The organism is Roseateles subflavus, from assembly GCF_030285365.1.
GTDB lineage: Bacteria > Pseudomonadota > Gammaproteobacteria > Burkholderiales > Burkholderiaceae_C > Roseateles_B > Roseateles_B subflavus.
This window is the reverse complement of the sequence record NZ_JASVDS010000002.1, coordinates 950,157-973,751: the sequence shown is the minus strand read 5'-3', so window position 1 is coordinate 973,751 and position 23,595 is coordinate 950,157. Positions and strand designations below refer to the sequence as shown.

15 protein-coding genes and 2 pseudogenes are annotated in these 23,595 nt (G+C 69.1%); 2 read left to right on the top strand and 15 right to left on the bottom strand.

All coding sequences use genetic code 11. The annotated features are described in order from the left end of the window. Positions 1–24 precede the first annotated feature (24 nt). From QRD43_RS10165 to QRD43_RS10135, 7 genes and pseudogenes are all read right to left on the bottom strand, one after another. Positions 25–853, bottom strand: a pseudogene (locus tag QRD43_RS10165) (methyl-accepting chemotaxis protein); the annotation flags it as partial. 276 nt (positions 854–1,129) lie between these two features. After that, positions 1,130–2,392: pseudogene (locus tag QRD43_RS22695) on the bottom strand (PAS domain-containing protein); the annotation flags it as partial. A gap of 108 nt (positions 2,393–2,500) precedes the next feature. Beyond that, complete coding sequence (locus QRD43_RS10155; protein WP_285982353.1) at positions 2,501–5,371, bottom strand: methyl-accepting chemotaxis protein; 2,871 nt, start codon at positions 5,369–5,371, stop codon at positions 2,501–2,503. Further along, positions 5,368–7,593 (bottom strand): chemotaxis protein CheA, encoded by a 2,226-nt coding sequence (locus QRD43_RS10150; protein WP_285982352.1) that lies wholly within the window; start codon positions 7,591–7,593, stop codon positions 5,368–5,370. The genes QRD43_RS10155 and QRD43_RS10150 overlap by 4 nt, the downstream gene beginning before the upstream one ends. Next, positions 7,590–7,907, bottom strand: a complete 318-nt coding sequence (locus tag QRD43_RS10145) for an STAS domain-containing protein (protein ID WP_285982351.1) — start codon at positions 7,905–7,907, stop codon at positions 7,590–7,592. Before QRD43_RS10145 ends, QRD43_RS10150 begins: the two co-directional genes overlap by 4 nt. Positions 7,908–7,917: 10 nt before the next feature. After that, positions 7,918–8,289 carry a response regulator gene (locus tag QRD43_RS10140; protein ID WP_285982350.1) on the bottom strand — a complete coding sequence of 124 codons (372 nt, stop codon included), beginning with the start codon at positions 8,287–8,289 and terminating at the stop codon, positions 7,918–7,920. Between the two features lie 21 nt (positions 8,290–8,310). Next, positions 8,311–8,928 (bottom strand): hypothetical protein, encoded by a 618-nt coding sequence (locus QRD43_RS10135; protein ID WP_285982349.1) that lies wholly within the window; start codon positions 8,926–8,928, stop codon positions 8,311–8,313. Positions 8,929–9,500: 572 nt separating this feature from the next. Here QRD43_RS10135 and QRD43_RS10130 point away from each other — a divergent pair. Together QRD43_RS10130 and QRD43_RS10125 are read left to right on the top strand one after the other, a co-directional pair. Further along, entirely contained in the window at positions 9,501–10,643 is a 1,143-nt protein-coding gene (locus QRD43_RS10130; RefSeq protein WP_285982348.1) for a response regulator transcription factor, read from the top strand. Between the two features lie 34 nt (positions 10,644–10,677). Further along, on the top strand, positions 10,678–13,833 hold the full coding sequence (locus QRD43_RS10125; protein WP_285982347.1) for an ATP-binding protein: 3,156 nt from the start codon (positions 10,678–10,680) through the stop codon (positions 13,831–13,833). Between the two features lie 258 nt (positions 13,834–14,091). On the opposite strand, the gene QRD43_RS10120 is transcribed toward QRD43_RS10125, so the two are convergent. The 8 genes from QRD43_RS10120 to ppsA form a co-directional block, all read right to left on the bottom strand. Continuing rightward, positions 14,092–15,300: a PA0069 family radical SAM protein gene (locus tag QRD43_RS10120; protein WP_285982346.1), complete on the bottom strand. Its 1,209-nt coding sequence runs from the start codon at positions 15,298–15,300 to the stop codon at positions 14,092–14,094. A gap of 205 nt (positions 15,301–15,505) precedes the next feature. Further along, entirely contained in the window at positions 15,506–16,927 is a 1,422-nt protein-coding gene (gene dnaB, locus QRD43_RS10115) for a replicative DNA helicase (protein WP_285982345.1), read from the bottom strand. Between the two features lie 198 nt (positions 16,928–17,125). Next, positions 17,126–17,578, bottom strand: coding sequence for a 50S ribosomal protein L9 (rplI, locus tag QRD43_RS10110; protein WP_285982344.1), 453 nt, complete (start codon positions 17,576–17,578; stop codon positions 17,126–17,128). Positions 17,579–17,592: 14 nt separating this feature from the next. Further along, complete coding sequence (rpsR, locus tag QRD43_RS10105) at positions 17,593–17,883, bottom strand: 30S ribosomal protein S18 (protein WP_285982343.1); 291 nt, start codon at positions 17,881–17,883, stop codon at positions 17,593–17,595. A gap of 11 nt (positions 17,884–17,894) precedes the next feature. Beyond that, complete coding sequence (gene priB, locus QRD43_RS10100) at positions 17,895–18,215, bottom strand: primosomal replication protein N (protein ID WP_285982342.1); 321 nt, start codon at positions 18,213–18,215, stop codon at positions 17,895–17,897. 36 nt (positions 18,216–18,251) lie between these two features. Further along, positions 18,252–18,608 (bottom strand): 30S ribosomal protein S6, encoded by a 357-nt coding sequence (gene rpsF, locus QRD43_RS10095; protein ID WP_183102705.1) that lies wholly within the window; start codon positions 18,606–18,608, stop codon positions 18,252–18,254. A 247-nt stretch (positions 18,609–18,855) separates the two neighbouring features. After that, positions 18,856–20,925 carry a VC_2705 family sodium/solute symporter gene (locus tag QRD43_RS10090; protein WP_285982341.1) on the bottom strand — a complete coding sequence of 690 codons (2,070 nt, stop codon included), beginning with the start codon at positions 20,923–20,925 and terminating at the stop codon, positions 18,856–18,858. A gap of 204 nt (positions 20,926–21,129) precedes the next feature. Continuing rightward, a complete protein-coding gene (gene ppsA / locus QRD43_RS10085) occupies positions 21,130–23,538 on the bottom strand; it encodes a phosphoenolpyruvate synthase (RefSeq protein ID WP_285982340.1) in 2,409 nt (802 codons plus the stop codon). Positions 23,539–23,595 lie beyond the last annotated feature (57 nt).

Genomic DNA, 23,595 nt, shown 5'->3' with positions numbered 1-23,595 from the left:
CCGCGCCCGCCGAGTCCTCGAGGCAGAAGTAGGCCATCAGTTCCTGCAGCTGCGTCGCCTGCGCCGAGAGCTCCTCGGCGGTGGCGGAAAGCTCCTCCGAGGCCGAGGCCGTCTGCTGGGTCGAGCCCGAGAGATGGTTCATCGCCCCGGTGATCTGCTGCACGCCGTCGCTCTGCTCGCCCGACGCCGCCGAGATCTCCTGCACCAGCTCGGAGGTCTTCTGGATCGACGGCACCATCGAGCTCAGCAGATGCCCGGCCTTCTCGGCCAGGGACACGCTGGAGCCCGCCAGATTGCCGATCTCCTGCGCCGCCACCTGGCTGCGCTCGGCCAGCTTGCGCACCTCGGCCGCCACCACCGCGAAGCCCTTGCCATGCTCGCCCGCCCGCGCCGCCTCGATCGCGGCGTTCAGCGCCAGCAGGTTCGTCTGGTAGGCGATGTCGTCGATGATCGAGATCTTGGTCGCGATCTGCTTCATCGCGTCCACCGTCATCGACACCGCCTGCCCGCCTTCCATCGCCTCGGTGGCCGCCTGTGTCGCCATGCGGTCCGTCACGTTGGCGTTGTCCGCGTTCTGCCGCACGCTCGCGGCGATCTCCTGCAGCGAGGCCGTCGTCTCCTCCACGCTGGCCGCCTGCTGCGAAGCCGACAGCGACAGCGACTGCGAGGTCTGCGAGACCTGCTCCGCCGCGGAGTTGAGCTGCTCGGCCGCCACCGTCACCTCACGGATGGTGCCGCTCACCGTATCCACCAGCGAGTTGAACTTCTCGCCCAGCATGCGGAAGAAGGGCTCCTTGCCGTCGATGTCGATGCGGCGGCTGAAGTCGCCCTGCACCGTCCCCTCGACCATCTCGCTGATCTCGCGTTCGGCCGCGATCTCGGCCGTGCGGTCCTTCCACTCGACCACCGTCCCCAGCCGCTCGCCCTTGGCATCGACGATGGGGTTGGCCACCAGCTGGAAGATCAGGCTGCTGACGTTGATCTCGACGCGGTACTCCGCCTTGAGGTTCGCCAGCAGATTGCGCTGGTGCGAGGGCTGCCGGTGGAAGACGTCGAAGTTGCTGCCGACGATGCGGCGCGCGTCGAACTGCGGCAGCGCCTGGCGCAGCACGGGCTCGTTGCGCAGCATCATCTGGGCCACGGACTGGTTCATGTAGACGATCTGGCCGCTGCTGTCGGCGATCATCACATTGGTCGAGCAGGTGTCGAGCGCCTGCTTGACCCGTGCGTTCTCGGCCGCCAGCGCCTGCTCGCGCTCCTGGGCGGCCAGCTCGGCCGTGATGTCGCGCCACTCGACCACCATCCCCAGGCGCTTGCCCTGGCTGCTCACCGGATTGACGATGAGGTCGAAGCGTCGTCCGCCGATGTGCAGGCGCGTCTTGTGGGTGCCGGTCAGGCGGTCCAGCATGCCGCGCTGGTGCGCCGGGTTCTTGTGGAACTGGTCGATGTTCGAGCCGACCACCGCGGCGGCGCTGAACTGCGGCAGGTCCTTGCGCAGGTCGGCCTCCGCCGTGGCGAGCATCTCCTGCAGGGACGCATTGGTGTAGATGATGTTGTAGCCCGCGTCGGCCACCATCATGTTCGTCGCCGCGACGTCCAGGGCCTGGCGGATGCGCTCGGCATCGTCGGCCCGGCGGCGGGTGTCCGCGAACTCGAAGCCCAGGCGCGTCTGCACCCGCTTCATCGCGAGCATCATCTGCCCCATCTCGTCGTCGGACTCGGCGACGACGATGCCGTCGAAGTTGCCCTGCCCGAACTGCTCGAACTGGGCGCCCGCCTTCACCAGCTGGCGCGCCAGGCTGCTGCCGGTCCGCATCAGCCCGCCCAGGGCGACGAGTGCCACGGCGGCCGGGGCCAGCCCCAGCCAGTTCGCGCCCAGCGCCAACCAGGCGGCCGCGGCCGTCCCGGCCACGGCCAGCAGGCCGAGCAGCCCCAGCTTGGCCGTCACGCCCAGCGCCTTCCAGCGTCGGGCGACATCATTCAGCACCGAGCGCCGCACGCCATGCCCTTCGCGGATCTCCCAGCCCTGGGCCTTGCCATCCTTGAACAGCCGGTACAGCCGCTCCGCCCCCTCGACCTGCTCGCGGGTCGGCCGCGTGCGGACCGACATGTAGCCCGTCACCTGCCCGCCCTCGCGGATCGGCGTGGCGTTGGCGACCACCCAGTAGTGATCGCCGTTCTTGCGTCGGTTCTTGACCAGCCCCGTCCAGGGGCGGCCTGCCTTCAGCGTGTTCCAGAGGTCGGCGAAGGCTTCCTCGGGCATGTCGGGATGGCGGACGAGGTTGTGCGGCTGCCCGATGAGCTCGTCGGTCGTGAAGCCGCTCGCCTCGATGAAGTCGTCGTTGATGTACGTGATGCGCCCCTTGAGATCGGTGCGCGACACGATCGTCATGCCCTCCTTGAGCGTGTACTCCTGCTGCGTGACTGGAAGATTGGTACGCATGTTCGTCCTCGCCTGAATCTGAATCTGGATCGGGATCTGATCGGAGTGAAGCCTGCGTCAGCGACGCAAGCCACGTCCGTTGGGCCCGGCCCCCGAGGGGGCGTGCCTTGCTTCGAGCTGGAACTGGGCGACGAGTTCCTCGAGCTGCGCCGCTTGGGCCGAGAGTTGCTCGGCGGTGGCGGACAGCTCCTCCGAGGCCGAGGCCGTCTGCTGGGTGGAGCCCGAGAGATGGTTCATCGCCCCGGTGATCTGCTGCACGCCGTCGCTCTGCTCGCCCGACGCCGCCGAGATCTCCTGCACCAGCTCGGAGGTCTTCTGGATCGACGGCACCATCGAGCTCAGCAGATGCCCGGCCTTCTCGGCCAGTGACACGCTGGAGCCCGCCAGATTGCCGATCTCCTGCGCCGCCACCTGGCTGCGCTCGGCCAGCTTGCGCACCTCGGCCGCCACCACCGCGAAGCCCTTGCCATGCTCGCCCGCCCGCGCCGCCTCGATCGCGGCGTTCAGCGCCAGCAGGTTCGTCTGGTAGGCGATGTCGTCGATGATCGAGATCTTGGTCGCGATCTGCTTCATCGCGTCCACCGTCATCGACACCGCCTGCCCGCCCTCCATCGCCTCGGTGGCCGCCTGCGTCGCCATGCGGTCCGTCACGTTGGCGTTGTCCGCGTTCTGCCGCACGCTCGCGGCGATCTCCTGCAGCGAGGCCGTCGTCTCCTCCACGCTGGCCGCCTGCTGCGAAGCCGACAGCGACAGCGACTGCGAGGTCTGCGAGACCTGGTTGGCGGCGGATGTCAGCTGCGCCGCCGAGGAACGCACCTCGCGGATCGTGTCGACCATGATCTCCAGCAGGGCGTTGAACTTCTCGCCGCTCTGCCGGAAGAAGCCCTGCTTGCCCGCCAGTTCGATGCGCTCGCTCATGTCGCCCTGGGCCGCGGCCGTGGCGATCGAGTCGAACTCCCGCTCCGCGGCGATCTGATCGGTGCGGTCGGCCCATTGCCCCACGGTGCCGAGGACCTGCCCCTGTGCGTCACGGATCGGCGACGTGGTCACGTCGTAGGTGCGCCCGCCCAGCACCATCGTGGACTGCACGGTTTCGCGCAAGGCGGACAGGCGCTCGATGGCCGCCCGTGGGTCCCGGTAGAACATGCCGATCGAGCCGCCCACCACCCGGCTGGCGTCAAAGCCCGGCAGCTCCGCGCGGAACGCGGCCTCGTCCCGGCGCAGGACGCTCATCAACGCCTCGTTGGCGTACACGATGGTCCCGGCGTTGTCGGCGATGCGCACGGGCATCGCCGCGACATCCAGCGCCTGGCGGATGCGCAGGTTCTCGGCGGCCTCGCGCTCGGACGTCTCGCGGGCCGCGAGCTCGGCGGTGATGTCCTTCCACTCGACCACGGTCCCGAGCCGCTCGCCGTCCGGGCCGAGGATGGGATTGGCGATCAGCGAGAAGCTGAGGCCGGCCACCTGGATGCGGACCCGGTGCTCGCCCTTGATCCGCCCGAGGACGTCGCGCTGGTGCGAGGGCCGCTGGTGGAAGCGGTCGAAGCTGCCGCCGATGACCTCGCTGACCCGGAAGTTCGGCAGGCCCTCGCGCAGCTTGCTCTCGTTCTCGCTGAGCATCTGGGCCAGCGACCGGTTCATGAAGAGGATGATGCCGTCGGCATCGGCGAACATGACGTTGGTCGAGCAGGCCTCGAGGGCCTGGCGCACCCGCGAGTTCTCGGCCGCGGTGAGCGCGTCGCGGTCCAGGCGTTCACGCAGCTGGCGCTGCATGTCGCCCATGGCCGCGAGCAGCTGCCCGGATTCGTCACGCGCGCTGTCCGTGGTGTCAAACTGCAGATCGCCGTCTGCCACGGCCCGCGCCGCGGCCACCGCACGGCGCATCGGTACCGTGACCGAGCGGATGATGATGACGCCCATCGCGACACCGGCCACCAGCAGTACCGCGAGGCTCGCGATCAGCACCTGGCGGTGGGACTTGAGCACACGGATCCGCTCCATCACGAGCTCGTCGAGCGCGTGGGTCGCGGCCTGCTGCAGCGTGAACTGGGTCTCCACGGCCTGGGTGCCAAGCGCGAAGAGGTCGCCTGCGCTGAGGGGCGGCCGGGTGGCCGCCGCCAGCTGACGCAACCGGTCCTCGAAAGCCGCCGTCGCGGCCTGTGCAGCGCGGAATGGCGAGTCCACATCCTTCTTGATGTCCTCGCGCAGGGCGATGGCCTTCTCGAACTGCCGCCGGGACCGGTCGAGCCAGAAGTCCGCCTGGTGCGCCAGGGACTGCAGCTCGGCGCGGTCAAGGGCCGGTGCGTCCTTGCCCTGCGCCCACGCGTTGAGCAGCGTCGCTCCGCGCCCGCGGGCGGCCGCCAGCGCCTCGGAGGCCTGCGGGATCGCGTCCACCGCGGTGATCACGAGGAAGTAGGTCTCGGCCACGGGATCCATGGCGAGGCCCGAGTTGTCGCCCACGCGCTCCAGCACGCCAAGGGCCTGCTGGATCAGGGCCGAATGCGCCGCGAAGCTGGCCGAGGGGTCCAGCTGGCGGCCCGCCACGCGGTCAACCAGCGCCTTGAAGTCCCGGCGCAAGGCCTGCGTCTGCGCCAGGCTCGGCTGGTAGGCCGGGCGGCTGGCCAGGGCCTTCTGGAGGGCATCGAGCGCCGCCAGGGCCGAGGCCGCCGACGCCTGGCGCCGGGTGGCGGCCTCCGCGTCACCGCCCAGGGCCAGGCTGGAGAGGCCCCGGTGGACCTGCAGGGACTTCATCACCGGCATCGACAGCATCAGCATGTCGATGCCATCGTCCTCGGCTTCGGCCACGGCGATCTGGTCTCCCTGCTCGTGCACCAGCAGGGCCAGCGGCACGGCCGCCGCCGCGAGGGAGATCAGGCCCAGCACCAGGAAGCGCTGCCACAGGAGCAGTTTGCGGAAGAAGCTCATCATGCTCGGTTTCTCGCCAGGGTGGAGGGGGAGGACCGGCTCAGCGCCTGCGCGTGAACCAGCAGGCCGGCGATGTCCATCACGAGGGCCACGTCACCGGAGCCGAGGATGGTGGAGCCGGCCAGGGCCTTGAGATGGCTGAAGATGCCGGACAGCGGCTTGATCACGGTCTGGTGCTCGCCCATCAGGCGGTCCACGACAAGGCCGACACGCTGGTCGACATGCCGGACCACGACCACGCTGCGGCGCGCCCCGGCGGCCAGCGGTGTGGGCTCGACGCCGTAGAAGCGGGCCAGGTCCAGCCAGGGGAGGATCTCGCCGCGCAGGTTGAAGGTGCCACTGATGCGCTCCGGCGACGCGCCATGCTCGGGCGGCACGTCGATGCACTCGCCCACCGCAGACATCGGCAGCACGTAATGCACGCCGCCGACCATGGTCAGGAAGCCATCGATCATCGCCAGCGTGAGCGGCAGGCGGATGCGGGTCGTGGTGCCGTGGCCGGTCTGGCTGAAGAGCTGGATGCTGCCGCGCAGGGCCTCGATGTTGCGCTTGACGACGTCCATGCCGACGCCGCGGCCCGAGATGTCGGTCACGGCCTCGGCCGTCGAGAAGCCAGGCAGGAAGATGAGCTGCCAGACCTCGCTGTCGGCGAGGTCGGCGTCGTGCGGGATCAGCCCGCGCTCGATGGCCTTGGCCAGGATGCGCTCACGGGCCAGGCCGCGACCATCGTCGCTGACCTCGATGACGATGGCGCCCGCCTCCTGGTAGGCATTGAGGCGCAGCTGTCCGGTGGCCGACTTGCCCACCGCCAGGCGGTCGGCGGTCGGCTCGATGCCGTGGTCCAGGCTGTTGCGCACCAGGTGCATCAGCGGGTCGGCGATCTGGTCCACCACGGACTTGTCGAGCTCCGTGTCACCGCCGGTGACCACGAGCTCGATCTCCTTGCCCAGCTGCTTGGAGAGGTCGCGCACCACGCGCTGGAAGCGGCCGAAGGTCTCGCCGATCGGCACCATGCGCAGGGCCAGTGCACCGTCGCGGGTTTCCTGCACCAGGGTCATCACCCGTTCGGTGGCCTCCTGCAGCGGCGCCGACCGTTCCAGGTGCGCCACCATCTGCGCCCCCGAGCCGGCGATCACCAGCTCGCCGATGAGGTCGATCAGGTGGTCGAGCTTGTCGGCCCGCACCCGCACGAAGCGGGTCTCGTCGCCGGCACGCCGGTCGCGGCCCTGCTGGCGGCGGTCGCCCTCGCCGCTGCGGCGGTCGCTGCGGGCGGCGATCTCGGCGGAGCGCCGCTCGATGTGGCGCACCACCACGGGTTCGGCGTCCGGCTCCGCGGGCGGCGCCACCGACTCGCGCAGCGCGAACTGCAGGCCGAGCTGCTCCCAGATCGACAGCAGCGTCGCACGGGCCGCCGCATCATCGCCGCAGCGGTGCTCGACGAGCGACTCGAAGGCCGCCGGTGCACTGCCCGGGGGGAGGATGCGCACGTCGCTGTCCTCCGCGGCGAACTCGAAGACGCCCTCGATGTCCGCCAGGCTCGCCGTCTCGGACTGCAGGCGCAGCTCGAAGCCCAGGTGGCAGGCCTCGGCGTCGATCTCGTCCAGCGGCGGCACGGCCTCCACCAGCGTGCGGATGGCGATGACCTCGCCCAGCTTGTTCAAGTAGCGCAGGAAGGCCAGCGGATCAAGCCCGGCCCGCAGCGCATCGGGCAGGAAGCGCAGCGACAGGTGCCAGACCGGCCGCACCGCCTCGGCGCTCTCCGGGGCGAAGGCGGCCTCGGCAGCGGCGGCAGGCTCCGGTTCGGACAGCGCCTCGGCACCGCGCAAGACCCGCAGGCGGCCGACGAGCTCGCGCCCCAGGGCCTCGGTCTCGGGCGAGCCGTCGGGATCGCCCAGCTCGGCGAGCAGGCGCCCGATCTGGTCGCGGCTCTCCAGCAGGGCCGTCATGACCGGCTCGTCGAGCGGGCGTTCGCCGGAGCGCAGCGCCTCCAGCAGCGCCTCGGCCTCGTGCGTGAAATGCACGACGCGGTCGAAGCCGAACAGGCCGGCCGTTCCCTTGATGGTGTGAGCGGCCCGGAAGGCCGCGTTGAGGCTCTCGCCGTCGTCGGGCGCGGACTCGAGCACGAGCATGGCGTCCTCGAACTGCTGGAGCATCTCGTGGGCTTCGTCGATGAAGCCGGCGCGCGCCTGCGCCAGGATTTCGGCGTCGTCGTCCTGCGTGATCATGAAGCGGCCCCGGTGGTTCCTGCCGTCGGCATCAGGGTGTCGTCCAGCCCGAAGACGCCGAGAGCGTCGCGCACGGCGGGACCGGGGGATGCCAGCACCAGCTGCCCCCCCTGCCGCTCCAGCTGCAGCTTGAGCGCGAGCAGCAGCTGCAGCCCGGCGCTGTCAAAGGATTCGACGCCCGAGAGATCGAGCTGCGCCTCGCAGGGCTGGCCAGCCTCGACGCCGGCCAGCAGCTGCAGCCAGTCCGACTGGATCTGCGCCGCCTGCGCAATGCACAGCTCCGGGCCCGCGGTGAGCGACAGAGCGACCGTCATGGCTCGCCGCTCAGACGCAGAGCTTGTTGACCGCGTCGACCAGCTGCGAGGGCTGGAAGGGCTTGGTGATCCAGGCCTTCGCCCCGGCCGCGCGCCCTTCGGCCTTCTTCGATTCCTGCGACTCCGTGGTCAGCATGATCACGGGGGTGAACTTGTAGGCCGCCATCGTCTTGACCTGCTTGAGGAAGGTCAAGCCGTCCATGATGGGCATGTTGACGTCGCAGACGATGAGATGCACCTTGGCAGCGCCATTCAGCACCGCCAGTGCGGCCTGGCCGTCCGCGGCCTCCAGCACCGTGTAGCCCGCCTTCTGAAGCGCCAGCTTGACCACGGTCCGGAAGGAGCCCGAATCGTCCACCACCAGAATCGTCTTCCCGCTCATTGAGTGTTCTCCGCTACTGAGTCAGTCGAAAAAATCCACGCCCTTGCCTCGCACCACCTGGGGCCCCTGCCCTTCGTGGCGGACCCGCTGCTCGTCGGTCGTGTAGGTGTCGTGCAAATCCTGAAGCCAGCGCTCGGCGTCCGCCGGCGCCGCCTGGTCGAGCTCGGGGGCCGCCACGGCCAGCTTGTCGATGTCCCGCTTGAGCACCAGCAGCATCTGGGAGAGCCGGTCCGCGAACTGCAGGCCCTGCAGCGCCTTCTCGGCCTGCTGCCAGACCGTCTCGGCCAGCTCGGGCTCCTCGGGCATGCGCTGGTGGTGCTCGACGATCTGGGTGAAGCTCTCGAGCAGCTCCTCGGTGCCCGACTGCAGCGCGCGGTCGGCGGCCTCGACCTGGCGTGACCAGACCGGCAGCAGCCGCCCCAGCAGCAGCGCAAGGCCGTGGCCGGCCTCCGGCGTGGGCTCAGGACGCGGCGCCGGGGCCTGCCCGCGATGGATGAGCAGCAGCAGCGGAAGCCCCAGGAGGGCCAGGGGGTCGCCGCGCCAGGCCACGAGCAGCAGCAGCACGCCCAGCGCCATCAGCATCCACAGCGTTAGCACAGGCTGACTGCCTTGGGCAGTCGCGTGTTGATTCGACACCATGGGCCCCCTGCTTCGTCTCGTTGCACCGTGCACGCCGGAAGGCGTCGCGCGAAAAGTGAAATGGCCGGCCTGCCTCGACAGGGGATCCCCCTGACCGCTGCCCCCGGAGCGGCCCCGAGGGGCCCTCGCCTTCAGGTGACAGGCTTTGCTGATGAGCGTAACGAGCTTGGCAGGCGCTGTCGAGAATCGGCGATGGCGCCACTGGGCGATCACCCGTCATTCCACCTTCCAAAGGCCTTGTCTGTCCCATGAATGACGTCCAAATTCCCCTCCATTCGCCAGCAAGAGGGGACAAGCCAGACCGTTGCGCAAGCATCCGTGTGACGGAATGCCCGTTCCCCACGGCTTTGGCAGCCCTGTTCGGGCCATGCCCTCGCCGCCGTCGCGTGCAAGCATCAGCCCAGTCGTGATGCCCTTCGCGGGCGGGGGTCAGGCGTTGCGTATCTGCGCCGGGGCGGGCTTGTGGCGATCACGGCAGACGATTAGTCTCAGTTCGGCAAAGAGGCGGCCCCTGTGACGGAAAGAGGAAGTCTGCACAGCGAATCAGGCCGCCCAAGTCAACGGAGTGGACGATGGACCGACGCAAGTCTTTGCTGCTGGTGGACGACGAGGATTCGACGCTGGAGATGCTCGCCGCCAACCTCAGCGCACAGTTCGACATACGCCTCGCGCTGACGGGCGAGAGCGCCCTGGCAGCCTGTGAAGAAGCCCTGCCTGACCTGCTGATCCTGGACGTCGACATGCCCGGTCTGTCCGGCTACGACGCCTGCCGTGCGCTGAAGGCGCTCTACCCGGATCTCCCGATCGTCTTCCATTCCGCGAAGACCTCCATCGAGGAGCGCCTGCTGGGCTACGCTGCCGGCGGCGACGACTACCTGCCCAAGCCCTTCGATCCCAGCGAGCTCAGCACCAAGATCGGGCTGCAGCTCAGCCGCGTCGACCGGGCCCGCGAGATGAGCGGGCAGCTGGACGAGGCGATGAACGCGGTGATGAGCACCGCGGACATGGTGGGCGAAGCCGGCGTGGCGCTGAGCTTCCAGCGGGCGCTGAACAACTGCCACTCCTACGATGCCGTGGCGGAGGCGCTGTTCGAATCCCTGCAGGCCTATGGCTACGACGGTTGCCTGCAGCTGCGGGGGCGGCGGGACACGGTGTCCCGCAATTCAAAGACCCAGTGCTCGGCGCTGGAGCTGTCGCTGCTGGAGCACGTCGAGCAGGCGACGGGGAGCGAGCGCATCCGCTCGCTGGGACCGCACACCGGCTTTGCCTACGGCTCCGTGACGCTGTTCGTGCGGGACCTGCCGATGGACCGCTCCGCGCTGGATGCCGCCGCCGCTGACAAGGCCGGCCGCGCGCTGGACAACATCGCCCTGCTGGTCGAGGCCATGACGAGCCGCCTGATCGCGCTCGACAACGAGATGACCAGCCAGGAGCTGGCCGAGATCCGGCAATTGATCCAGATCACGCGGCGCGCCCTGACCGACATCGCCGACAGCAACCACCGGCTCCAGACCGCGGTGCGCTCGCAGTTCGAGGAGTTGCAGCACCAGTTCGAGGAGAGCTTCATCCACCTGGGGCTGACCAGCCCGCAGGAGGACCACATCAACCTCCTCATCACCGAGAACCGCGACCGGCTGCTCGGGGTGCTGAAGGAAGGCCAGGCCAACGAGGACTTCCTGGGCCGGGTCATCCGGAAGCTCGGGACCTTCATCTAGCCCCCTGCCCACCTCCGCCGCCACGGACGCGACCATGGACTCCAACCCTGCCCCGCCGCCCGTGGATGCGGCCTTCACGCCGGACTTCAACTACGTCGATCAGTTCCGGCGCCACATCGACGTCGCGCTGCACAGCGTCGGCAACCGCCTGCTGCTGGTCACCGGCTGCGCGGCCGTGCTGCAGATGGGCACCCTGGCGCTGGAGTTCGCCATTCCCTGGCCGCAGCGCGTCGCGCGCATGGGCACGTCGGCGTCGGTGCTGCTGCTGTGCATCGTGTGCGGCCTGCTGGCGAAGCGCTGGGGCCTGCGGGCCGCCATGTGCGTCTTCTGCCTGCTTGCCAACTGCATGCTGCTGGGCGCGGCCTACGTCTACGGCATCGGCGTGCACTCCTCCGGCATTCCCGGTGTGCTGCTGATCACCCTGACCGCCGCCTTCCTCGCGGGGCGCCGCCTGATGTGGGCGGTTACGCTGATCGCCGCCTCGGGCATCGCCCTGCTGGGCATGGCGCAGGATGTGGGCTGGATCACGGGCCCCACGCCCGCCAACACGCCGCCGGTGGGCAGCTTCGTGGTGGTCTACCTGACGGTGCTGATGCTGTGCGCCTGGCTCGTCACGCGCTTCTCGGCGATCTTCTGGCATGCCACGTCCTCGCTGCAGTCGTCGCACGAGCTGCTTCTGCAGTCGATGCGCAGCCAGCAGGACAGCAGCGACGAGCTGCGCCGCAGCGAGCAGCGCCTGCGCCGCCTGCTGGACGGTGCGCTGTTCGGCATCCAGATCATCGAGGCGGACACCGCCGCCGTCCGGTATGCCAACGACCAGGCGATGGCGCTGTTCGGCTGCACGCAGCTGCCCGAGCTGGACACCTCGCTGCTGGGGCTGGACCGGCCGGGCGACCGGGAGGAGTTCCTCGGCCGGGTACGAGGGGCCGCCCAGGGCCGCGTGCAGGTCTTTTCCTGGCAGGCACGGCGGCGGGACGGCACCGCGCTGTGGCTGGACCTGAAGCTGGACCGCGTGGAGTTCTATGGCGAGATGCAGGTCGTGATGTTCATCCACGACGTCACCGCCCGCGCCATGGCCGAGGCCGAGCTGCGCCAGCATCGGGAGCTGCTGCAGGAGGAGGTCGCCGCCCGCACGGCGGAGCAGAAGTCCGAACGCCAGAAGATGCAGGAGATCATCGAGGCCCTGCCCATCACGCTGTCGGTGCGCAGCCCGGCCGGGCGCTTCATGATGGTGAACCGCTACTTCGAGGAGGCGATCGGACGCCCCCGCGACGCCGTGCTGGGGCGCGCCATGAAGGACCTGTTCGACGCGGCCTACGCCGCCGAGGCCAAGGAGCGCGACGAGACCGTCCTGGCAACCGGGCAATCGGTGACCGTCGAGGAGCAGGTCCGGCACCCGGGCGGCGACCAGCGGGACTACCTGACCACGACCGTGCCCTTGACGGACCAGCGCGGCAAGCCCTATGCCACGCTGCATCTCGGTACGGACGTCACCGTGCTCAAGACGCTGCAGCGCGAACTGAGCGCGGCGCGCGACGAGGCCCAGGCCTCGGCCCAGGCCAAGGGCTACTTCCTGGCCAACATGAGCCACGAGATCCGCACGCCGCTGAACGCAATGCTGGGGCTGGCCCAGCTCGGCCGCCGCAACGGGGCGCAGCACCCGACGGCGGTCCAGGCCTTCGAGCGCATCCTGCGGGCCGGGCGCCATCTGCAGGGCGTCATCAACGACGTGCTGGACTACACGCGGATCGAATCCGGCAAGCTCCCCGTCGAGCGGCTGCCGGTCCGCCTGGCCGCCGTGGTGAAGGACGCCATGGATCTCGTCAGCGACCGGGCCGTCGAGAAAGGGCTGGCGCTGAAGTGGTCCAGCGAAGGCGTGCCGACGCATGTGGTGCTCGACCCGCTGCGGGTGAGCCAGGTGCTGGTGAATCTGCTGGCCAACGCCATCAAGTTCACCGAACACGGCTCGGTCACGCTCTACCTCCGCCGTCACGGCGAGCAGCTGAGCATTGCCGTCAGCGACACCGGGCCGGGCATTCCGGCCGAGGACCACGAGCGCATCTTCCATGCCTTCGAGCAGGCCGACTCCTCCACGACGCGCAAGTACGGCGGCTCCGGCCTCGGGCTGGCGATCAGCCGCCGCCAGGTCGAGGCGATGGGCGGCACGCTGAGCGTCAGCAGCACGCCGGGCCAGGGCGCCACCTTCACGGTCCTGCTGCCGCTGGAGGAGGTCGACGCCCCCGCCAGCCTGCCGGGCGGCGGCGTCGAGGCCCGCGACCTCAGCGGCCTGCGCGTCCTGGTGGTCGACGACGTGGACATCAACCGGGAGATCCTGCAGGACATCCTGGCCCATTTCGGCGTGGAATCCCTGCAGGCCGCCAGCGGCGAGGAGGCCATCCGACTGGTGGAGACCCACGGGGCGCAGGCTTTCGACCTCGTGCTCATGGATGTCCAGATGCCGCGCATGGACGGCTACCAGACCGCGGCGGCGCTGCGACAGCTGGACCCGGAGCTGCCCATGGTGGCCGTCACCGCCCACGCGATGGCGTCTCACCGCCAGCACAGCATCGACGCCGGCATGAAGGACCACCTGAACAAGCCCGTCGACGCGGATGCGTTGATGGCCTGCATCGCGCGCGTCGTGCCCCAGGCCCGGCCCCGGCGCCCGGCGGGCCCGGTGGGGTCTGGCGAGGGGGACGGGGCACCATCGGCGCCTCCTCACGCCGCTGTGCCCACCGCTGTGACCGCGCCGTCCACACCGCCGGTACCGCCGGTGCCGCCCGACCCCACCGGCCCGGTCCCGGACGAGTCATGGCCCGATATGCCCGACACGGATTTCGTCGCCGCCCTGCGCCGCTGTGCCGGCCAACGGCCCCTGTTGCTCAAGCTGCTGCGCCAGTTCACTCGCCACTACGCGACGCACCGGGATCTGTTCGGGGCGGCCGAGGCCGAGGGCCTGACGGTTCTGCAAAGTGCCGCGCATCGGCTGAAGGGGGCCGCCGCGAACCTTGGCATGGCGGGCCTGGCGGCCGAGGCCCACGCCCTGGAGCGCGCCTGCGCCGGACCCGAGGCCGACCCGACGGTGCCCACCGCCCTGGCCCGCCTGACATCGGCCCTGGATGAGCATTTGCAAGCCCTCGAACACTGGCTGCCGGCCGATGCCACCGACGCCGCCGCCACCCGCACGTGAGGTCGCCCCTTGCAGCGGGCGCGCTGGATGAGCGCGTGGCATGAGCGCGTGTGCAGAGCGCGCCGGGTGAGCGCATGCGGAGTGCGCGTGGCGTGAGCCCGTGGCGTGAGCGCGTGAGGTGAGCGCGTGAAGTGAACGCGCTGGGTGAGCACTTGAGCTGTGCGCGCGAGGTGAGCCTGGAGTGAGACCTGTCCGTTCGGCCTGGGCGGTGCCTGCGCAACGCCGCGGGACGCGACGAGTGCCGCCCCTCCGCGCTTGCTAGAACAGCTCACCCTGAGCACCACCAGCGCCACTACCACCAGCGCCACTACCACCAGCACCCGCACCAGTGCCTCGCCCACCCCCCGGGCGGACGGGCAACATGAAGCGTGTGAGGTCCAGCGGCGTGCGCTCGCGGTTGAGCCCCAGGCGTGCGCAGGCCTTGCGCATGCGCTGCTGCAGGAGCTCGGCCCACAGCCCTTCCCCCTGCATGCGGCTGCCGAAGCGGGGATCGTTGTCCCGACCGCCGCGCAGGTCATGCACCCGGGCCATGACGCGCGCCGCGCGGTCGGGAAAGTGCTGCACCAGCCAGTCCTGGAACAAGGGGCTGACCTCCCAGGGCAGGCGCAGCGGAATGCTGAAGGCGGATCGCGCCCCTGCCTCGGCCGCCTGCTCAAGGATGCGTTCCAGCTCGGGCTCGTTGATGAAGGGGATCAGCGGCGACACGCTCACCCCCGCGGGTACGCCGGCCTCGGCCAGCGCCCGCAGCGTCTGCAGTCGCCGGTGCGGGGCCGCGGCCCGCGGCTCCAGGATGCGTGCCAGCGCCGGGTCCAGCGTCGTGATGGAGACGTAGACCGCGGCCATGCCCTGGGCCGCCATCGGGGCGATGAGGTCGAGGTCCCGCTCCACGCCGGACGATTTGGTGACGAGCGAGAAGGGATGGCGGTGCGCCGCCAGCACGTCAATGAGCTGCCGCGTGATGCCCAGCCGGCGCTCGATGGGCTGGTAGGCGTCCGTGGCCGTGCCGATGCACAGCAGGCGCGGCTCGTAGCGCGGGCGCGAGAGCTCGGCGGCCAGGCGCTCGGCCGCGTTCACCTTGGCCACGAGGCGCGTCTCGAAGTCGAGCCCCGGTGACAGGTTCAGGTAGCTGTGGGTGGGGCGGGCAAAGCAGTAGATGCAGCCGTGCTCGCAGCCGCGGTAGGGGTTGATGGAGAGGTCGAAGACGATGTCCGGCGACTGGTTGCGGCTCAGGATGCTGCGGACGTGCTCCTCCACCACCTGTGTCTCGGGGGGCAGCGTCTCTTCCTGCACCTGCTGGTCGAGGCTGCCCCAGCCGTCGTCGTAGACCTCTCGCTGCTCATGCGCGAAGCGGTGCGCAATGGACCAGGCGCTGCCCCGGCCCTTGATGGCCTGCGGCCATGGCAGCGGCACGGCTTCTTCGCGGTCTGCAAAGGGGCCGGTATCGGGCGGGGTCAGCGCGTCAGGCATGCTGTATTTTCGTACAGTACCCAAGGCAGCGCAAACGAATGACCCGGTGCGCCGCATGCCCTTCGCCGCTGAACCGCCCATGCCCCCTTGGCGGGCCGTCACCACCCCGCCCGCCCTCCCCCGCAGGACGTTAAAAAACCCGGCGCCGCGAGTGCGGATCGCCGGGCTTGACCGTGCCGGGCCCACAGGGGGCCGGATCCATCGATCAGTACTCGTCCCCTGCCGGGCTCACGTAGCCCGGTGCCAGGTTCTCGAACTTGGTGTGCATGCGCTGGAAGGCCAGCTTCACCGTGCCCACGGGGCCGTTACGCTGCTTGGCGATGATGATCTCGGCCACGCCCGGCTCCTTGCACTCTTCCTTGGTGTAGTACTCGTCGCGGTAGATGAACATGATGATGTCCGCATCCTGCTCGATGGCGCCCGATTCGCGCAGATCGGACATCATCGGCCGCTTGTCCGGCCGCGTTTCCACGCTTCGGTTCAGCTGCGACAGCGCGATCACCGGGCAGCGCAGCTCCTTGGCCAGCGCCTTCAGGCCCCGCGAGATCTCACCCACCACCGTGGCGCGGTTTTCCTCGCTCGCACCGCCGTTGCCGCTCATCAGCTGCAGGTAGTCGACGATGATCAGGCCGAGCTGGCCGCACATCCGCGCCTGCCGGCGGGCACGGGCGCGCACTTCGCTGGGCGACAGGCCGGGGCTCTCGTCGATGAAGATGGCCGCCTTGCCGAGCTTGTCCACCGCCTCGGAGAGGCGGCTCCATTCGTCGTCCGCCAGACGGCCCGTGCGCAGGTGGCCCTGGTCGATGCGGCCGATGGAACCCACCATCCGCAAGGCCAGCTGCGCGGCGCCCATTTCCATGGAGTAGATGACGACCGGCAGGCCTTCGTTGATGGCCACGTTCTCGCCGATGTTGATGGCGAAGGCCGTCTTGCCCATGGAGGGCCGCGCGGCCAGGATGATGAGGTCGCCCGGCTGCAGCCCCGCCGTCATGCGGTCGAGGTCGTAGAAGCCGGTTCGCACGCCGGTGACGTCCTCCGCGCCCTGCTCGGCCAGCTCATTGACGCGGTCGATCAGCTGCACCACGAGCTGGTCCATGGACTGGAAGCCCTGCTTGGAACGCGAGCCCTCCTCGCCGATGCGGAAGATCTTGCCCTCGGCCTCGTCCAGGATCTCGGTCACGGCGCGGCCCTGGGGCGCCAGCGCGGCGGTGGCGATCTCGTCGCTGGTGGTCACCAGCTTGCGCAGGATGGCGCGCTCACGGACGATCTCCGCATAGCGGCGCAGGTTGGCCGCGCTCGGCACGCTCTGCGCCAGGTCGTTCAGGTACTTCAGGCCGCCGCAGTCGGCCGCCTTGCCCAGCGAGGTGAGCTCCTCGAAGACCGTCACCACGTCGGCCGGCTTGCCGGCATTGATGAGCTTGCCCAGCGCGCCGAAGATCTGCTTGTGCTCGAAGCGGTAGAAGTCCGTCTCGGTGAGCAGGTCGCCGGCGCGGTCCCAGGCGGAGTTGTCGATCAGCAGGCCGCCCAGCACGCTCTGCTCCGCCTCGACGGAGTGCGGCGGCACACGCAGGCGGGCCACTTCGTCGTCGCGAGGGGTGCCGGGGGTCGGAGAAACGATGGCGTTCATGAAACTGCGCGGTCCTTGGCCAGACCCGTCCGCCAGCCCGGCGGCAGCCGGCTGTGGACAAGTCTGTGGATGACGTGGGGGCAGTTCGGGATAACTGCACGCCCCGAAAACGACAAAAGCCGACGGCCAGGAAGGCTGTCGGCTTTGCTGATTGTGCGCAGTACCCAGGGCACTGCGCAATCAGGATTTGGCGAAGGCTTACTCGGCCTCGGCCACCACCTGGACGGTGATCTCGACGACCACGTCGGTGTGGGCAGCGACGTTCACGGGGAACTCGCCCACGGCCTTCAGCGGGCCATGCGGCATACGCACTTGAGCCTTGATCACGGCGAAGCCGTTCTTGTTCAGGGCTTCAGCGACGTCGGCGTTGGTCACCGAACCGAACAGACGGCCATCCACGCCCGCCTTCTGGGCGATACGGATGGTCTTGCCGGTCAGGCTTTCGCCCAGGGCCTGGGCAGCGGCCAGCTTCTCAGCGGCAGCCTTTTCCAGTTCAGCGCGCTTGGCTTCGAATTCCTTGATCGCGGCCTCGGTGGCACGACGTGCCTGGCGGGTCGGGATCAGGAAGTTGCGGGCGTAGCCGTCCTTGACCTTGACGATGTCACCCAGGTTGCCGAGGTTGGCCACCTTTTCAAGCAGGATCACTTGCATGGTGTCTTAACTCCTCAAACCTTGTGCTGGTCGCTGTAGGGCAGCAGAGCCAGGAAACGGGCGCGCTTGATGGCGACGGTCAGCTGACGCTGGAAGAACGCGCGCGTGCCGGTCAGGCGAGCGGGCGTGATCTTGCCGTTTTCGGCGACGAAGTCGCGCAGGGTGTCCACGTCCTTGTAGTCGATCTGCTCGACACCGGCGACGGTGAAGCGGCAGAAACGCTTGCGACGGAACAGCAGCGATTGTTGGTTGCGCTTGGGCTTGCGGTCCTTGGAGAACCGACCCTTACCACGTGCTGGGGGCATAGTGTGACCTCTTAACTTTTCAATCCGGATAACGAATCAGGCGCTGCGAGCTGATCCAGGGCGGTGACATGGAACATCGTTCCACGGCCGTTGCGCTGGGCGCTGAGGAAGCCGCTGAAGCGGGCTTGGCCTCCGATGCCGAGCGTCTGGATGCGCTTGACGATCTCTCCGATCACCACGGCCCGGATCTCCAGGGAGACTTTGCGGGGCCTTCCGGCTTCCTGAACCTCGGATTCGGCCTTGAGGCTGAAATCCAGGGCGGGCATGCCGGCGGGGGTGTAACGGATCAGACCGACTTCCTGTACCTGCGCGGTGAGAACCAGTTGATTCACTGAAAGCGCGGTACGGCTCGCGACAGAACCTGGGGCTTAGGCTTCCTGAGGAGCCTTGCGGGCTTCCTCGCGCTCGACCGCCTTCATCATGACGGAGGGAGCGGTCTCGGCCTTGCTCTTGACCACGGTCATGTGGCGCAGCACGGCGTCGTTGAAGCGGAAGCCGGTCTCGAGCTCAGCCAGGGTTTCCTTGCTGCATTCGATGTTCAGGCACAGGTAGTGCGCCTTGGCCAGCTTCTGGATCAGGTACGCCAGTTGACGGCGGCCCCAATCTTCGACGCGGTGAACCACGCCACCACCGGTGGTGATCAGGCCCTTGTAACGTTCCAGCATGGCCGGAACCTGTTCGCTTTGATCCGGATGGATCAGCAGAACGATCTCGTAGTGACGCATAAACACTCCTTGTGGATTCCAGCCCGGCTCTCGAGATGACAGCCTGGCTGAGGAAGCCGAACCCCAGCGTCTTCTCTGGGTCCGGCAAGGGAAAGCCCGCGATTGTAGCCCACCAATCCGGCACAACGCAATGCGGCATGACGTTTTAGCTGAACAAGGCCCGGCGCTGGGTCGCCGCAGGCCCTGCGAGGCCTGCGCAGATGGCCGGCGGCCGTCCCCGCTGGGTCGCCACCCCGGCGCCGCGCGCTCAGGGCTGCGGCGGCCGGTGCAGCCGCGCGATGCGCTCCCGCACCTCCTGGCTCGGCGGCGGCGTCAGCCAGCTCACCAGCACCATGGCCAGCGCGCCGGCGGGAATGCCGAACACCCCCGCGGAGATGGGCTGGATGCCCCACCAGGTCTCGGCCGGCCCGGGCACCCCGAGGCTCAGGCGCAGCATGGTGCTGGCATGGACCATGTAGTAGACCGTCACGCACAGGCCGGTCAGCATGCCGGCCAGGGCGCCCTGCTTGTTGGCGCGCCCCCAGAAGATGCCCAGCACGAGCGGCGGCACCAGGGTCGCACCGGCCAGCGAGAACGCCGCGGCGACCATGAAGAGGATGTCCGCCGGCTTCTGCGAGGCGATGGCTGCCGCGCTGAGGGCCGTCGCCAGCAGCAGGGCCTTGGACAGCGTCACGCGGCGCGTGGCCGAGGCGCGGGGGTTCACGCCGCGGTAGTAGACGTCGTGCGTGAGCGCGCTGGAGATGGTCAACAGCAGCCCGTCCGCCGTCGACAGCGCCGCGGCGAGCCCGCCCGCCGCCACCATGCCCGAGATCACGTAGGGCAGCCCCGCCAGCTCGGGGGTGGCCAGCATGATGATGTCCCCCCCGATGCGCAGTTCGGCCAGCTGCAGGATGCCATCGCCGTTGATGTCGGAGATGGACAGCAGCCCCGGATCCACGCGCATCCACTGCCCGATCCAGCCGGGCAGCTCGGCGATGGGCGTGCCGACGAGGCCGTTGAAGATCTCGTACTTGACCATCACGGCCAGGGCCGGCGCCGTGAAGTACAGCAGCGCGATGAAGAAGAGCGACCAGGCCACGGAATAGCGCGCCTCGCGCACCGTGGCGGTCGTGTGATAGCGGATCAGGATGTGCGGCAGGCCGGCCGTGCCCACCGCCAGGCAGAAGACCAGGGCGAGGAAGTTGCGCCGGGAGCGGTCGAAGGTCTCGCGTTCGTCCAGCGTTCCCTCGGGCTGCCCCGCGAAGGGCTGCGCGTGAGGCGGCATGCCGGCCAGCGGGAGCGCCAGCTGCTCGTCCTGCTGGCGGGCGCGCGTCCACCGCTCGGTGGCCTCGGCCGGGGTCTTGGGCAGCGCGGCCCGCTGCTTCTCGGCCTGCTGGACCTGCGCCAGCGTGGCCTCGCGGGCCTTGAGCTCGGCGATGCGGCGTGAGGCCTCGGCCCGCTCCCGGGCCAGCGCCTGCTCGGGGTCCTGCAGCTTGCGTTCGTAGTCCCGCGCCCGGTTGGCGAAGAACTCCCGCACGGTGATCTCGCGCGGGTCCTGCACCAGCTCGCGCTCACGCTCGGTGATGCGCTGCACCTGGTAGCCGTAGACCGCCTGCGGCAGCGGCACGCCGGTCTGCTTCACCGAGAGCCAGACCACCGGCACGAGGTAGGCCAGGATCAGGACGATGTACTGCGCCACCTGCGTCCAGGTCACGGCACGCATGCCCCCGAGGAAGGAGCACACGAGCACGCCGCCGAGCCCCACGAAGACCCCGATCTCGAAGGTCAGGCCCGTGAGACGCGTGGTAATGAGCCCCACGCCGTAGATCTGGGCCACGACGTAGATGAAGGAGATCACGATGGCCGCGGCGGCTCCGAAGAGCCGCACCCACTGGCTGTCGTAGCGCTGGCCCATGAAGTCGGGAATCGTGAACTGCCCCAGCCGCCGCAGGTAGGGCGCCAGCAGCAGCGCCACCAGGCAGAAGCCGCCCGTCCATCCCAGCACGAAGGCCAGGCCGCCGTAGCCGCTGAGGTACAGCGTGCCCGCCATGCCGATGAAGGAAGCGGCGCTCATCCAGTCCGCGCCGGCGGCCATGCCGTTGTAGAAGGCCGGCACGCGCCGCCCGGCCACGAAGTACTCCTCCGGGTCCGTGGTGCGCGAGATGATGCCGATGCCGGCGTAGACCAGCACCGTCACCGCCAGGAAGCTGAAGCCGATCCAGCTCTTGGGCATGCCCCACTGCTCCAGCAGCGCCAGCAGGGCCACGAACAGCACGAAGCCCAGCGTGAATCCCGCGTAGATGCGGTTCAGGCGGGGCAGCAAGGGGCGCGAGGGCATGGCAGCAATGATGCGCGAACGCGGCCGGCGGCCGCATCAAGATCAACCCGGCAGGACCCGGCAACGATCAAACCACACGCCCGGCCCTGCAACGGGACGCGCAAGCCGCAGGCGTCGCGCCCTCACAGGAGCCTCAGGGTCCGGCTTTGCCGGCCCTAGAGGCTCGCCCCCCTGGGGGGGCCGGCGAAGCCGGTAGGGGGGGGGTCAACGTTTCGCCAGACGTTGCCAGGTGTCGATGACGCTGTCGGGGTTCAGGGACATCGACACGATGCCCTCCTGCGCCAGCCAGTCCGCGAAGTCCGGGTGGTCGCTGGGGCCCTGGCCGCAGATGCCGATGTACTTGCCCGTGGCACGGCAGGCCGTGATGGCGCGGGAGATCAGGGCCTTCACGGCGGAGTCGCGCTCGTCGAAGTCGCCGGCCAGCAGCTCCAGGCCGGAGTCGCGGTCCAGGCCCAGGGTGAGCTGGGTCAGGTCGTTCGAGCCGATGGACATGCCGTCGAAGTGCTCGAGGAACTGCTCGGCCAGGATGGCGTTGCTGGGCACCTCGCACATCATGATCAGGCGCAGACCATCGGTCCCGCCCGCGGCAGCGCGCTTCAGGCCGCGCTCGGCGAGCATTTCCACCACGCGCTCGGCCTGGCGGACGGTACGCACGAAGGGCACCATGATCTCGACATTGGTCAGGCCCATGTCGTTGCGCACGCGCTTGAGGGCCTCGCACTCCATGGCGAAGGCGTCGGAGAACTCGCCGCTGATGTAGCGCGACGCGCCACGGAAGCCCAGCATCGGGTTCTCTTCGTCCGGCTCGTAGCGCGAGCCACCGATCAGCTTGCGGTACTCGTTGCTCTTGAAGTCGGACAGACGCACGATCACCGGGCGCGGGAAGAAGGCCGCGGCGATGGTGGCGATGCCCTCGGCCAGCTTGTCCACGTAGAAGGCGCGCGGCGAGGCATGGCCCCGGGCGACCGATTCCACGGCCTTCTTCAGGTCGGCGTCGATGTTCGGATAGTCCAGGATGGCCTTGGGGTGGACGCCGATGTTGTTGTTGATGATGAACTCGAGGCGGGCCAGGCCCACGCCGCTGGAGGGCATCTGGGCGAAGTTGAAGGCCAGCTGCGGGTTGCCGACGTTCATCATGATCTTGACCGGGCAGTACGGCATCTCGCCGCGGTGCACCTCGGTGATCTCGGTCTCGAGCAGGCCGTCGTAGATGTGGCCGGTGTCGCCTTCCGAGCAGGCCACGGTGACCAGCTGGCCATCCTTGAGCGTCTCGGTGGCGTCGCCGCAGCCCACCACGGCCGGGATGCCCAGTTCGCGGGCGATGATGGCCGCGTGGCAGGTGCGGCCGCCGCGGTTGGTGACGATGGCGCTGGCGCGCTTCATCACCGGCTCCCAGTTCGGGTCCGTCATGTCGGTGACGAGGACGTCACCCGGCTGCACGCGCTCCATCTCGGAGATGTTGTGGACCAGGCGCACGGGGCCGGTGCCGATCTTCTGGCCGATGGCGCGGCCCTCGGCCAGCACCACGCTGTGACCCTTGAGCTTGTAGCGGTGCTCGACCTGGCCCTCGGCCTGGCTCTTCACCGTCTCCGGGCGGGCCTGCAGGATGTAGAGCTTGCCATCGACCCCGTCGCGGCCCCACTCGATGTCCATCGGACGCTGGTAGTGCTGCTCGATGATCAGCGCGTACTTCGCCAGCTCGGTGACCTCGTCATCGTTCAGCGAGTAGCGGTTGCGCTGCTCGGGGGCGGTGTCCACGGTCTTGACCAGCTTCTTCGTCGCGGCCTTTTCCTCAGGCGTGCTGAACTCCATGCGGATCAGCTTGGAGCCGAGGTTGCGGCGGATGACGGCGAGCTTGCCCTTGGCCAGCGCCGGCTTGTGCACGTAGAACTCGTCGGGGTTGACGGCGCCCTGCACCACGGTCTCGCCGAGGCCGTAGCTCGACGTGATGAAGACCACGTCCTTGAAGCCGGACTCGGTGTCGATGGTGAACATCACGCCGGCCGAGCCGAGGTCGGAGCGGACCATGCGCTGCACGCCGGCGGACAGGGCCACCTCGCTGTGCTCGAAGCCCTTGTGCACGCGGTAGCTGATGGCGCGGTCGTTGTAGAGGGAGGCGAAGACCTCCTTCATCTTGTGCAGCACTTCCTCGACGCCGTGCACGTTCAGGAAGGTTTCCTGCTGGCCGGCGAAGGAGGCGTCGGGCAGATCCTCGGCGGTGGCAGAGGAGCGCACGGCGAAGGTGGCGTCGAGGTTGTCGGCCGTCAGTGCGGCGAAGGAGGTGCGGATGGCCGCCTCGAGGTCCGCCGGGAAGGGCTGCGCCTCGACCCAGCCGCGGATCTCGGCACCGGCCTCGGCCAGCGCGCGGACGTCGTCGGTGTTGAGGTCGGCCAGGCGCTTCTGGATGCGGGCATCCAGGCCCTGGAACTTCAGGAACTCGCGGAAGGCGTGGGCCGTGGTGGCAAAGCCGCCGGGCACGCGCACGCCGGAGGCGGCGAGCTGCGAGATCATTTCGCCGAGGCTGGCGTTCTTGCCGCCAACGACCTCGACGTCGCTCATTCTCAGATTCTCAAACGGGACGACCAGGGCGGCCGCGTCGAAGCGAGAGGACATGGGAAAACTCCGTGATGTTGTGAAACCGGGGTTCCCACGCCGGGCGCAGCGGGCTCG